10 protein-coding genes are annotated in these 14,457 nt (G+C 30.0%); all 10 read right to left on the reverse strand.

Annotated elements, in window-relative coordinates:
• Positions 1 to 107: 107 nt before the first annotated feature.
• The 10 genes from KKC53_04465 to uvrA all read right to left on the reverse strand — a co-directional run bounded on the left by KKC53_04465 (position 108) and on the right by uvrA (position 14,383).
• The gene (locus KKC53_04465) at positions 108 to 1,889 is read right to left on the reverse strand and encodes a peptide-binding protein (protein ID MBU2598415.1); all 1,782 of its coding nucleotides are present in this window, start codon (positions 1,887 to 1,889) and stop codon (positions 108 to 110) included.
• Positions 1,890 to 2,237: 348 nt separating this feature from the next.
• Positions 2,238 to 3,869, reverse strand: coding sequence for a glycosyltransferase family 39 protein (locus KKC53_04470; protein ID MBU2598416.1), 1,632 nt, complete (start codon positions 3,867 to 3,869; stop codon positions 2,238 to 2,240).
• 171 nt (positions 3,870 to 4,040) lie between these two features.
• Positions 4,041 to 4,832: a triose-phosphate isomerase gene (gene tpiA / locus KKC53_04475; protein ID MBU2598417.1), complete on the reverse strand. Its 792-nt coding sequence runs from the start codon at positions 4,830 to 4,832 to the stop codon at positions 4,041 to 4,043.
• 28 nt (positions 4,833 to 4,860) lie between these two features.
• Entirely contained in the window at positions 4,861 to 6,045 is a 1,185-nt protein-coding gene (locus KKC53_04480; protein ID MBU2598418.1) for a phosphoglycerate kinase, read from the reverse strand.
• 90 nt (positions 6,046 to 6,135) lie between these two features.
• Positions 6,136 to 7,140, reverse strand: a complete 1,005-nt coding sequence (gene gap / locus KKC53_04485) for a type I glyceraldehyde-3-phosphate dehydrogenase (protein ID MBU2598419.1) — start codon at positions 7,138 to 7,140, stop codon at positions 6,136 to 6,138.
• Positions 7,141 to 7,371: 231 nt separating this feature from the next.
• Entirely contained in the window at positions 7,372 to 8,310 is a 939-nt protein-coding gene (gene whiA, locus KKC53_04490) for a DNA-binding protein WhiA (GenBank protein ID MBU2598420.1), read from the reverse strand.
• Positions 8,310 to 9,179 carry an RNase adapter RapZ gene (gene rapZ / locus KKC53_04495; GenBank protein MBU2598421.1) on the reverse strand — a complete coding sequence of 290 codons (870 nt, stop codon included), beginning with the start codon at positions 9,177 to 9,179 and terminating at the stop codon, positions 8,310 to 8,312. The genes whiA and rapZ overlap by 1 nt, the downstream gene beginning before the upstream one ends.
• A gap of 17 nt (positions 9,180 to 9,196) precedes the next feature.
• Positions 9,197 to 9,568, reverse strand: a complete 372-nt coding sequence (locus tag KKC53_04500; GenBank protein MBU2598422.1) for a phage holin family protein — start codon at positions 9,566 to 9,568, stop codon at positions 9,197 to 9,199.
• An 89-nt stretch (positions 9,569 to 9,657) separates the two neighbouring features.
• Positions 9,658 to 11,565 carry an excinuclease ABC subunit UvrC gene (uvrC, locus tag KKC53_04505; GenBank protein MBU2598423.1) on the reverse strand — a complete coding sequence of 636 codons (1,908 nt, stop codon included), beginning with the start codon at positions 11,563 to 11,565 and terminating at the stop codon, positions 9,658 to 9,660.
• Positions 11,558 to 14,383: an excinuclease ABC subunit UvrA gene (gene uvrA, locus KKC53_04510; protein MBU2598424.1), complete on the reverse strand. Its 2,826-nt coding sequence runs from the start codon at positions 14,381 to 14,383 to the stop codon at positions 11,558 to 11,560. The genes uvrC and uvrA overlap by 8 nt, the downstream gene beginning before the upstream one ends.
• Between the last annotated feature and the right edge of the window lie 74 nt (positions 14,384 to 14,457).

Here is a 14,457-nt window from a genome sequence, read left to right on the forward strand (position 1 = left end):
TAAACTTAATTAAAGAATAAAAATGTAGAGTATTCTTTAATAAACAACATGCAGCCTACTTAGGCTGCATGTTGTTACTTTTTACTTTTTGAACAGGATAATTGGTATTATTCTTCTATCCAAACATTGTATATATCGAAGAACACTTTTGCTGCATAATCCCATAGACCTGATACTATTTTAACACCTTTAACTCTATCATTTACTGCAACAATTTCATTATCGTTATATAGGAAGATGGTTGGTAGTTCCTCTGCCAATATCTTTTCCAATTCGTAGTAGATTTCTTTTCTCTTTTCAGGATCCACATACTTTACACCTTCCTCCCACAACGCATCAGTTTCCTCATTTTTGTATCCGTAACCGTTATATCCATCTGGATGTTCACCTTTGCTGCTCCATATAACTGCTGCGTCAGGATCAATAGAAAGACTCCAACCCATTAGATATGTATCATAGTCATCTGGTTCGATTTTTCTATCGTCAGGAAATACATGGCCCAAAAGTGTTGGCCAATCCTGAAGTTCTCCTCTTACTTGAATTCCAACAGCTGCTAAGTTATTCCAGATAAGAGGCATTGAAGCCATTCTCACCATGTTTCCAGTTGGGTAGAATAGATCAAATATCATTGGCTCTCCATTATACTCTCTAATACCATCCTCATCTGTATCTAAATACCCTGCTTCATCTAAGAGTTCCTTAGCTTTTTCAGGATCATATGGGAACGGTTCTACTTCAGGATTATGAGCCCACGATTCTGACCAGATTGGTGAAGCCTGAATAATTCCATGACCATCAAGGATATCATCTATTATGCTCTGTCTGTTAATTGCATAACAAACTGCTTGTCTGAACTTCACATCATTAAATGGAGCTTTATACTGATTTAGACTAAAGTGCTGGAATCCACCTCCTGTAACTTCATACATTTGAGCAAATTCAACTTCAGCTATCATATCATATTCAGCAATAGGAACAGAAACTGCATCAACTTCACCAGCCAAGAAGGCAGCAAGACCTGTATCTTGATCCATTATCTTACAAAAAATGGTATCTACAAAAGGACCTTTGCCTGTACCCTCTCCACTTGCACCCATACCATATTCATATCCCCACCAATCCTCATTTCTGGCAAGTTCTACATATTGGTCTGTTTCATAAGCTACCCATTTGTAAGGACCAGTTCCTATTGGTACAAAATCAGCAGAAGTTGTGAAGTCTCTCTGAGCTGCTCCAGTATTACCTTCATATATATGTTTTGGAATTACTGAAGCTCCACAGGACTCTATTGCAGGTGCAAAAACTTCCTCAAATGTGAACTTTATTGTAAGAGGATCAATCACTTCTATACCCTCTATTTTATCTGCTGTACCTTCCTTATATGCTGGTGCTCCAAGAATAGGTTCTACAACTTCACCATATCTAACACCTAAATAATCAGGATTTCCCATCACATGGAATGTAAAGGATACATCTTCAGCAGTAAAGTCTTCACCATCATGCCACTTAATACCCTCTCTTATATGGAATGTAATTTCCTTCTGATCTTCTGAGATTTCCCAGCTTTCAGCTAACCATGGAATCAATTCTAGATTTTCATTATAAGTGGTTAATCCTTCATTTATTAAACTCAATGACATTGATGTATAAGCATCTGTATAAAGAGTTGGATCAAATGGACCATCAGGAGAACTCCATTGTGCCATGATTAAACTTCCACCAGGTTTTGGTCCTACTACAACCTCTTCAGGAGTAGTTTCCTCTTCAGGAGTAGTTTCCTCAACTTCCTCAGCAGGTGGGGCTGGAGGGCAACCAATAAGTGTGAGCGACAGTGATGTAACAATTGTAAGAGCTACAACCGTCAAAATTATTTTTTTAAGAAAATTCATTAAAAACCTCCTTATCAATTTTATACACGAATAACATTAACTTTCTATAGAATCACCTCCTGTTTATTTTTTAAATGCTACTTCTAATTTAAGATATGCAACTTCTATTATTTATAAGATTACAATTAATAAAATCTATTAAAATAATAAAGATTAAAAGTCCATTTGTCAATAGAATAAAATATTTTGATAGATTTTAATTCAATACAATATTTAATAAATTTAATTTTATGAAATATTAAATAAAAAAATAGCTTTTGTCAATACCTCTTTAGTCAATTCAAGTTTTTAATCTTTAATATATTATACAACATTCTTTATTAAATAAATTTTTTAAATAATTTTTGGTTAGTCAAGTTTTTTCAGTCTTTCATAAACAACAGTGCCACCATTACCTGCTTCATAAACTGTTTTGAAATTTTCCTTATATTTTTCAATTATCGGGTACACATATTTCATAAAGCGCTCATTTGTTTTATCCTGTATTATAAAATTAGATTTATTCAAATACTTCTTTTGTTTTTGTTCATCATCACTATACGGAAATGCTATTGTTTCCCTCCCGGTTAAAATATAAACTAAGAAATTACTCCTGCTAAGTATTGAACTACCATCATAAGAATTTTCCTTTAACCAATACATTGCATCATAGAAATTCTCCCATTGTTTGCTATATATAAAAATTCCCTTATTTTTGTAATCAAGGCTTTTTTTTATCACAAAATATCCACTATATGTACTTCCAACTAAAAATATAATAAAAGTTAATATTAAAACTGTTGATGCAAATATTTTAATTATTTTTTTTGTTGAAATTTTTAGTATTATCTTTTTAAAAAACAAGACCCCGCTTGAAAAAAGAATGATTAAAATAGGAATTACGCAAATTGTAAGTCTTTCTGATTGCCATGGCCACATAAGAAGTCCTACAAAGTAGAAAATAAAATATAATATATAAATATATTTTCTCCTTTTTAAAAAATATATAATTCCTAAAATGACAAATATTATTACTACTAAAATTGCAATAAAATGTAAATCTTTAATTTTTAAAATTTCAAAAATATTTGAATTTTTAATTACAAAAATATTTCTTCTTAAAATATTTGAAATATTGCCTTTTAAAATATCTTTTAAGCCATTTGTCAGCTGCGAAAAAACTGCTTTAAAATAATAATCAAAATTTGATTTTGCTCTTTCAAAAAATTTTATAAAATCTATATCCCCTTTAGAATAATCACTAAGATTGACTTTAAAGAACTCACTTACATAGCTAACTTTATTTGAAATTACTACTCTTAAGTTCCACAAAATAACTGGTACTAACGTAAATACAAAATAAATTCCTGATCTAATTTTGTTCTCACTTAAAAAGATTTGTATAAAGATTGCAAGGATGATGAAAATACCAATTGGTCTAATTAAAAAAGTAAAGATTGAAAAAAATATCAATAATAAAAAATTTTTATCTCTTAAATACTCACCAATAATATCATTGATTTTATAGATGTTTTTTTTCTTCTTCTTATTGCTATCATTGTTTTTATTTTCACTACTTCCCCTATCATCAATGTTGGTATTATAATTATTATCTTTATTAATTTTCTTTTCTGTTAGACTAAAGAAATATAAAGTGATAAGAATAAAAAGATTATATACAGTCTCTGTCATTACCTTAGATGAGAAGCTTAAAAGTTCAGGATGAGTTATAAAAAAAATTGTTGCCAGCAATAAAGTTAATCTATCCAGATCCTTTTTTGCTACAAGGTAGAAAAATAAAACAGAGAGAATAAAACATGTAAAAACAATTATTTTGGAAACTATTAAGATGTTTACTTCAATAAATTTAGAACCTAAAATAAAATAAAAAAATGATAATATAAGTGGAAAACCTGGATATGCCTTGTAATCAGGAGAATTTTCTGGATAATTTATCAGTCTAAATCCAGATCCTAAAGAAATGGATTTTCCAAGTATCATATATCTTGCATTATCACCAAAACAAGACAACACTGGATTAAATGCTAAAATAGCTAAGAATAATGCTAAAAGAAGTATAAATATTAACTCAAGGTTTATTCTTTTAATTTATAGCTCACCTTTTTAAATAATCAAAATCTTTTTAAGTACTGATTAATATTATTTAAGTTTTTATAATTTTTTTAATCTTTTTTTATAATTTATAATATCAATAAAGTCCTGTGCATTTAAACTTGCACCACCGACTAATACTCCATCTATCTCAGGTTGAACCATAATCGGTACAATATTAAAAGGTTTTACGCTCCCACCGTATTGGATTCTTATTTTTTCGGAAATTATTGGAGAAAATAGTCTACTTATTCTTTGTCTTATGAATGAAATCATGAAATTAGCATCTTCAGGAGTTGCTGTTTTTCCTGTTCCAATTGCCCATATTGGCTCATACGCAATAACAATATTTTGAATATAATCTTTATTTAAACCCTTCAAACAATTGTTCAATTGTTCCCTAACATATTGCTTCTGTCTTCCTAGTTCTCTAATTTTAAGAGGTTCTCCAACACAAAGGATGGGGTTTATATTAACATCGAGTGCTTTTTTTAATTTTTTATTTATTAATTCATCAGTTTCATCAAAATATTGCCTTCTCTCAGAGTGACCAATTATGACATATTCAACATTAAGTGCTTTCAACATAACTGGTGATATCTCACCTGTAAATGGACCTTCTGACATATAATGCATATTCTGAGCCCCTAATTTTATCTTCATCTTATCAGCTTCTATAACAATCTTAATGCTTCTTATTGCTGTAAAAGGAGGAATAACAACGACCTCAGCATCTAGATTTTTATCTATGCCATAATTTATTTCCTGAACAAGTTTAACTCCCTTAAGATGAGTCTTAAACATCTTCCAATTTCCTGCTATTATTGGTCTTCTAATTTTTTCATTTACCATTTATTTCCCTATTCTTAAAATTAACATTTTATTTGTTATTTAATGCTTCTACTGCTGGTAGTTTTACACCTTCAAGAAATTTTAATGATGCACCACCACCAGTTGTAATGTAACTGATTTTATCTGCAACACTATACTTTTTTACTGCTGCTATTGTATCTCCTCCACCCACTATAGTTTTTGCTTTACTTTCTATAACTGCGTAGGCAATTTCCTTTGTTCCTTTTTCAAACGATTCCCACTCAAATACTCCCATCGGACCATTCCACAAAATGGTTTTTGCTTTCAATATCTCTTCTTTATATTTATCGATTGTCCCTGGACCGATATCTAGTCCTAACCAATCCTTAGGAATCTCTTCTATATTTACTGTTTTAAAAATAGAATCATGTTTGAATTCTTTAGCCACAACAACATCCTCTGGCAACATGAATTTCTTTCCCTTATCTTTAAATTCATCTAAAACTTGCTTACAGTATTCAAGCATCTCCTCTTCCAGTAAGGAATTCCCTATTTCAAAACCTATAGATTTTAAGAATGTATAACACATTCCACCGCCTGCAATCACAGTGTCAACAACATTTAAAAGATTCCTAACAACTCCAATTTTGTCTGAGATTTTACTGCCTCCTAAAATTGCAACAAAGGGATGTTTCGGTTTTTTAAGTAGAGAAGAAAGTGTTCTTAGTTCTTTTTCCAATAAAAGACCCATCACAGATGGTATATATTTACAAATACCTACCATAGATGTGTGTTTTCTGTGTGAAGTGCCAAAAGCATCATTAACATATATATCTGCAAGTTCTGCAAGTTCCCTTGAGAAATTATCATCATTACTTTTTTCACGCGGGTCAAATCTTAGATTCTCTAAAAGTAAAATATCACCGCTTTTTAAATCTTTTACCTCATTTTTAACCTTATCAGAAATAACATAATTCATCCTCTTTATTTCTTTATCAAGATGTTTACCTAAAGCTATTGCCACCGGATCCATTTTTAGTTTTTCTACAAATTTACCTTTAGGTCTTCCAAGATGTGATGCAAGAATAATTTTCGCATTATTTTTTATTAGATAATCAATTGTTGGTAATGATGCTATTATTCTAGTCTCATCAGTAATATTGCTATTATCATCTAAAGGAACATTAAGATCTGCCCTAACAAAAACTCTCTTATTTTTAACATCAATATCCCTTATGGATTTCTTATTCATACAACAATCCTTAAAATTTGTATTAAATTTATGCATCATATAAGAAATTAGGAGCTTTAAAAGCTCCCAATTTTTAAATATAATTTGGAATTAGTAACCTTTTTTTGCAATGTATTTGATAAGGTCATTTACTCTCTTTGAGTAAGCCATTTCATTATCATACCAACCAAGAACTTTCACCATATTACCAATTACCATAGTTGCTAATGAATCATAGACTGAAGAATACAGATTCCCTATTATATCGCATGAAACCAAGGGTTCATCACTATATTGCAAGATACCCTGAAGAGGTGGTTCTTCAGATGCTTTCTTCATGGCTTGATTTACTTCTTCAATTGTTACATCCCTTTCCAAAAAAGCAACAAAATCTACTATTGAACCATCATGAACTGGAACTCTCATAGCCATTCCATCCATTTTACCTTTAAGTTCTGGTATAACTAAAGTTGTTGCAATAGCTGCCCCTGTCGTTGTTGGAATTATATTCATTGCTGCTGATCTTGCTCTTCGTTTATCCTTATGTGGAGCATCTACCAAATTTTGGTCACTAGTGTATGCATGAATTGTTGTCATGAAACCTTTCTGAATCCCAAAATTCTCATGTAGAACTTTTGCTAATGGAGCAATACAATTTGTAGTGCAAGATGCACCAGATATAATATTATGATTTTCTGGGTTATACTTCTCATGATTAACCCCCATTACTAAAGTAATATCAGGATTTGTTGCTGGTGCACTTATAATTACCTTTTTAGCACCTGCATCCAGATGTTTTTTTGCATCCTCTCTTTTTATAAAAAGTCCTGTTGATTCTACTACAATATCTACATCTAACTCATCCCATGGTAACTGAGCAGGATCTTTGACACAAAGAGCTTTTACCTTTCTATCACAAATCGAAATTATATCATCATTAACTTCTACATTAGCTATTCTTCCATAGGTTGAATCATACTCTAACAGGAACGCTAAAACTTCAGGTGTTGTGATATCATTAACAGCCACAAAGTCGATTTCCTTATCATCTATTCCAGCTTTAAAAACACATCTTCCAATTCTTCCAAATCCATTTATACCAACCCTTATTGCCATTTTATTTTCTCCTTTCTTTAAAAAATGTTTATAAAAAAATTTAAAAATTAATATTAAGGAAAATCTTATCATTTTACCAGATTCTTTAATATATTTAATGAGATTCTTCCCCTTTCCCTTCGCTACGCTCAAGGGTCAGGGTCAGAATGACAAATAAATAATAGATATCTTCTATAGGCTTTCTATTATTTCTATAGGTTTTCTATTATTTCTATAGGTTTTCTACTATTTTTATAGGCTTTCTACTATTTTTTGTATCCTTCTTAATCTATTATTAACTGCAGATTTTGAAATTATTTTCGAACTCAGTTTCCCCAACTCTGATAAAGATGCTTGAGGATACTCAAGTCTAATATAAGAAATTTCCCTAAGAGCTTCTGGAAGCAAATCAAGACCTATAGAATTATCTATTTTTATAATATTATCAATCTGTTTATAAGATGCTTTTATAGTTTTATTAAGATTTGCTGCTTCAAAATTAACAATTCTTCTTATATAACTTTTCGCTTCTTTTAATACTTTAATGCTTTCCAAATTTAAAACTGTTCCATGAGCTACAATTAATTTAAGAAAATTAAAAATATCCTCACTCTTTTTTAGATAAACAACAAAAAATCCTCTTCTTTTGTATATCTTAGGATTAATATGAAATCCGTTAAGAATTTTTAATATATATTTTGCATCATCTTGGCTGTTAGTTAAGATCTCTAAATGATATCCACTTTCTGGTTTTGATATATAACCTCTACTATAAAAACAGCTTCTTAAAAAAGAAATCTGACAACATTTTTTGCTAATTAAATCTGAAGATATTTTATCTCTTACCTCAAATTTATCATCTAAATATTTTAACATCTTTAGCAACTTAGCTGTTTTTTTCTGAAAAGGTATCTCTATAAAATATCTCTTTCTTTTGTTCTTATAACTTTTAAATTTTGTATAAGTATTTATTTCTTCTTTAAATAGCTTTTTAATTAAAGTGATTATTTTCCGAGCAACTGAAGCATTTTCTGTTCTTATCTTCACACCAAAATTCTGTTTTTCTTTTTTTATAAGCCCGGACATTCTTATCACAACATATAGTTCTGCTTTTTGACAGCAAATCTTTTTTGGTATTTCCCGAGCTAATTCATCCTTTACGCAGGATGAGAAACTTTTAATTTTCCCCATTATTGTAAATCCCTATGATTAATTATAACCTCATAACCTTGCTCTTTCAAAAAATTAAAAATTTCTTTAGCAATCACTGCAGATCTGTGTCTTCCCCCTGTACAACCAATTGCAATTTTTAAATAATTTTTTCCCTCTAAAATATATTTGGGTATGGTATAAGATAGTAATTTTTTAAAAATATTTAGAAACTTAGTGGTCCCTTTTTTACTTATCACAAAATCATAAACTTCCTTATCTAACCCACTTTTTAACCTTAAAGATTCAACATAATTCGGATTAGGTAAAAAACGAACATCCATCACTAAATCGGCATCTTGCGGAATACCTAAACTATACCCAAAAGATACTACCTGTATTTGTATTCTTTTGCTTTCAAGACCTAAAATTATTGTGTTATTTATCCTATTTTTAAGCTCCATTGGAGTGAGATGAGATGTATCAATTACAATATCCGCTGTTTCTCTTAAAAATTTTATTCTTCCTTTTTCAATACGAATTCCTTCTAAAAAATCTGCTTTTTTTGCTAACGGGTGTGTTCTTCTCGTCTCTTTAAATCTCTTAACTAATGTTTCTTCATCTGCTGATAAAAAAAGAATTTGATAATCTATATTTTTTTTATTTAAGTCTTTTAATACATTAGGTAGTTGATCAAAAAAATCCCTACTACGAACATCTATAACAAGTGCTAATTTATCAATTTTACTTCCTGGAAGTGAACATATATTTATCAAATCTAAAATTAAGGATGATGGCAGATTATCTATACAAAAATAGCCTGCATCTTCAAAGCATCTCATAGCTAAGGTTCTACCTGCGCCAGAGAGTCCTGTTATTATTATTGTTTTTAAACCTTCACTTTTTTCCATAATTATTTCCTACAATATTATTTTTGTTTATCTTTTAATAATTTATATAAAACAGAATTTATAATACTTATTGCCAGTGCTCCAAGAAAATATCCCCAGAAGCCAAATACAGAAAATCCCTCAACGAAGTGATCCACGATCCAGAGCATTGCAGCATTTATTATTAAAGAAAAAAGACCTAATGTTAAAATATTTATAGGAAGTGTTAAAACCTTAACTATAGGTCTGATTATTAAATTTACTAATGCCAAAACAATTGCTGTGAAAAGGGCTGATAATAGTTTAGCATTACCTTCACCCTCAAGATGAATCATATTATCAGGAAATATATAAGTAATTATAATAATCGCGAGAGTTAAAGTTATTATCCTGATTAATATATTCTTCATAAGTAATCCTCCTCCCAATAACAAGTTCACTTTTTTCAAAGAATAAGTATATCATATTAATTAAAATTAAATGATAGTTAAAAATAGGATTAAAAGCGGTGAAAATGTCTGTATATTCTTTGGACGACTTTAGAAGGTATTCCTTTAATATCATATAGTTCTTGAAGTGTCGCTTTTGCAACATATTCTGCTGAACTAAAATGTTTAATCAATTTTGCTTTTCTTTTTGGACCAACTCCATAAATTTTATCAAGAATTGATGTTATCATATCTTTGTTTCTAAGATTTCTGTGATAAGAAATTGCAAAGCGATGAGTTTCATCTCTAATATTTTTTAAAAGCAAAAGCGCTGATGAATTCTCTTGAAGTATAAGAGGATATTTCTTGTTTAATAAATGTATTTTATCAGGTTTTTTAGATAGTCCAATAACAAAGATATTTTCTAAACCTAATTCTTTTAAAACTCTTTTTGTAATTTGCAGTTGACCCTTTCCACCATCTATTATCACAAGATCAGGGATAAAATCAAATGCATTAAATTCTTTATATTCCTTTTTATAAACTTTATTATCTTTTTTATATTTATAGGTTTTTTCATCTATCTTATATGGATATACTAACTTTTTAAATCTTCTCTCAATTACTTCACTTATCATATGAAGATCGTCTTTAACAGATATATTTTTTATTTTAAATCTCCTATATTGTGATTTCTTTGGAATACCATTTAAAAATACAACCATTGAGCCAACAGAATGAGAACCTGCTAATGTTGATATATCATAACATTCAATCCTATAAGGAATTGAACTAAGATTTAATCTATTTTTTAATGAAACAAGTGCATCTTTCTCCCTCATTTTTTTTAGCTTTTCCTTGTTCAGAAATTGCTTAATTTCAATTTCAGCATTTTTTTCTGCTAACTCTACTAATCTTCTTTTCTCCCCTCTTCTCGGAATCTTTATGTCAATATATGTTTCCTTTTTCATGCTCAACCAATTTTTTATGATCTCCATTTCATAAATATTTGTTGATAAAATAATCTCCTTAGGATATCTAAAAGCTGAATTATAATACTGTTTGATAAAGAAAGTAAGAAGCTCGCTTTTATCAAACTCTGATGTCTTTTCTAAAATAAAGCAATCTTTACCTAATAAAAATCCCCCTCTTATTGTAAAAAGTTCAACACATGCTATGTCTTCGTTTAATACAACAGCTAATACATCAATATCCAGTCTTTTTATTGTTGCAACTTTTTGTTTCTGAGTAAGCTCATTTATTGCAATAAATTGATCTCTATATCTTGCAGCATCCTCAAATCTTTTTTCACTTGATGCTAACTTCATAGATTTCTCTAAACCTTGCTTGATTTCTTTTCTTCTTCCATTAAGAAATTGAATGATTATACTTATTATTTCTTTATATTCTGTTTTTTTTACTTTCCCAATACACGGAGCTAAGCATCTATTTATATAATAATTCAGACATGGTGAACTAGTCTTTTTTCCTGGCTTTGATCCTTTACAACCTCTAATTTTAAATTTTTTATGAATCATATCTAAGATTTTTCTGACATTTTGAGGTCTTGTATAGGGACCAAAATAGATATAGTTTGGATTGGATGTTTTTCGTGTAAAAAATACCCGAGGATAATCTTCTGAAATAGAGATAGCAATATAGGGATATCTCTTATCATCTTTTAAATTCACATTATATTTTGGTCTGTGTTCCTTTATCAGTGTACTTTCAAGTATTAGTGCTTCAACTTCATTATCAGTAACGATAAAATCTAATTTGTCTGTATGAGATAGCATATCAGTTATCTTTGTAGGTAGTTTTTGATACTTTTGAAAATAGCTTTTAATCCGTTTCTTTAAGGACTTAGCTTTACCAATATATAAGACTTCCTCTAAAGAATCATAGAATATATAAACACCTGGTTTATCAGGTAAATAATTTAGACTTTCTTTTATCTTTGTTGGAGCTTTTCTAAACATTTAATAAATCCTTTAAATACATACCTGTATAAGATTTTGGATTTTTTGCAACTTCTTCTGGTGTACCTTCAGCTACTATCCATCCCCCTTCATCACCACCTTCTGGTCCAAGATCAATTATATAATCAGCTGTTTTTATTACATCTAAATTATGCTCAATAACAATTACTGTATTTCCCTTATCAACTAATCTGTTTAATACTTTGAGTAGTTTCTTTATATCATCAAAATGAAGTCCTGTTGTTGGTTCATCCAATATATAAATAGTTCTACCTGTAGCAATTTTTGATAGTTCCTTAGAAATTTTTACTCTTTGAGCTTCCCCTCCTGAGAGCGTAGTAGCAGATTGACCCAATTTTATATATCCCAGTCCAACATCATCAACTAATTGTAATTTTCTTTTTATTCTTGGAATGTTTTTAAAAAACTCTAATGCTTTTCTAACACTCATATCAAGAACCTCTGAGATGTTTTTTCCTTTAAAAGTTACATCTAAAGTTTCATTATTGTACCTTTTTCCCTTACATACATCACAGGTTACATATATATCAGGCAGAAAATGCATCTCTATTTTAATATTCCCATCACCCCTGCATGCCTCACATCTTCCACCCTTTACATTAAAACTGAATCTACCTTTTTTATAACCTCTAATTTTTGCTTCTTGAGTCTCCGCAAAGACCTCTCTGATAGGAGTAAATACTCCTGTATATGTTGAAGGATTTGATCTTGGAGTTCTTCCAATTGGTGATTGGTCAATCTCAATTACTTTATCAATATTTTCTATACCTTTAATGTCTTTGTGCTTACCAGGTTTAAACTTTGACCTGCTATGTAATCTATTCATTAGTGCCCTATATAAAATTTCATCAACTAATGTGCTTTTTCCTGAACCCGAAACTCCGGTTATACAAATAAATTTACCAAGTTTAAAAGAAACATTTATTTCTTTTAAATTATGTTCTTTTGCACCTAATATAACCAGATCTCCCTTATAATCAATTCTTCTCTTATTTGGAACATTGATCTTTTTCTTACCACTTAAATACTGTCCAGTTATAGAGGTAGGTTCATTTTTAATATCTTCTATAGTTCCAAGTACAACAACATCCCCGCCACGCTCTCCAGCTCCAGGACCTAAATCAACTATAAAATCTGCTTGGTTAATAGTTTCTCTATCATGTTCTATCACAATTAAAGTATTTCCTAAGTCTCTTAATCTTTTTAATGTTTCAAGAAGTCTCTTATTATCCCTGTTGTGAAGACCTATACTTGGTTCATCAAGAATATATAAAACCCCAATCAAACTTGTTCCAATTTGGGTAGCTAACCTTATTCTCTGAGCTTCCCCACTGGAAAGAGTTCTTGTTTCTCTATCAAGCGTTAGGTAGTTCAAACCCACATTTTCCACAAAGGCTAATCTTTCTTTTATTTCTTTTAATATTCTTCTTGCTATTATCTTTTCTTTATTTGTTAATTTAAGATTCTCAATAAAAGATTTGCATTTGGAAACACACATTTGGGTTAGTTCATAAACATTTTTTCCACCAACTGTTACTGCTAAGCTTTCAGGTCTAAGTCTTGCACCATTACATTTAGGACATGGGCTTATGCTCATATATTCTTCAATTTTTTCCCTACTATATTCAGACTTTGTCTCTCTGTATCTTCTTTCTAAATTATTAATTACGCCTTCTACAGAAGTAGGCCATCTTACTACTGTTCCATTATATCTTTCATACTCAACAAGCACTCTTTCTACTGGTACACCGTACAAAATTATATTTTGTATATTCTTATCTAAATTATTAAATGGTGTTGAAAGATCAAAATTATATTTTTTAGAAAGAGCCTTTATATACATTGGAAAAAATGCTGATGAACTATCTCTCCATAATTTAATAGCTCCCTGTGATAAACTTAGACTTTTATTAGGTACTACTAAATCTGGATCTATTTCTTGTTTAAAACCCAACCCATCACAATAAGTACAAGCACCAATAGGACTATTAAAAGAAAACATCCTTGGTGAAAGTTCCTCAAAGCTTATACCACAATCAAGACAAGCAAATTTTTGAGAAAATATCAAATTTTCTCCATCAATTATCTGAATATAGACTATCCCATCTGATTCCCTTAATGCTGTTTCAATCGAATCAGCAACTCTTTTTCTTATATTGGATTTAGACACCAATCTATCTATTACTACTTCAATATCGTGTTTCTTGTACTTCTCCAGTTTTATTTCTTCCTCTAAACTCTTTATTTCTCCATCCACTCTAACTCTAACATAACCTTTTCTCCTTATTTGTTCAAAAAGATTTTTATATTCCCCTTTTCGACCCCTGATTACTGGTGATAGAATCATATATTTTGTACCTTTAGAAATTTTTAAAACCTTATCTATTATCTGTTGTGGTGATTGTTGTGATATTGCTTTCCCACATATATGACAATGAGATTTTCCAATACAAGCATAAAGTAATCTAATATAATCATATATTTCAGTTATTGTTCCCACAGTTGAACGAGGATTTTTAGTAGCACCTTTCTGGTCAATTGAAATAGCAGGAGAAAGACCTTCAATATAATCAACATCAGGTTTTTCCATCTGTTCAAGGAATTGTCTTGCATAAGCAGAAAGAGATTCAACATATCTTCTCTGACCTTCAGCATAAATGGTGTCAAATGCAAGACTCGACTTACCAGAACCACTGATACCAGTTATTACAATCATCTTATCTCTTGGAAGATCTAAATTTATATTTTTTAAATTGTGCTCTCTTGCACCTCTAATAATTAGCTTTTTCTTTTCCATTTTTTTAAAAATTAATTTTCATTAGTAGATTTGTGGCATGGTTTCGAAGACATTTAGTCAAGAAACTATGCCCA

The organism is Actinomycetota bacterium (assembly GCA_018830725.1).
GTDB lineage: Bacteria > Actinomycetota > Humimicrobiia > JAHJRV01 > JAHJRV01 > JAHJRV01.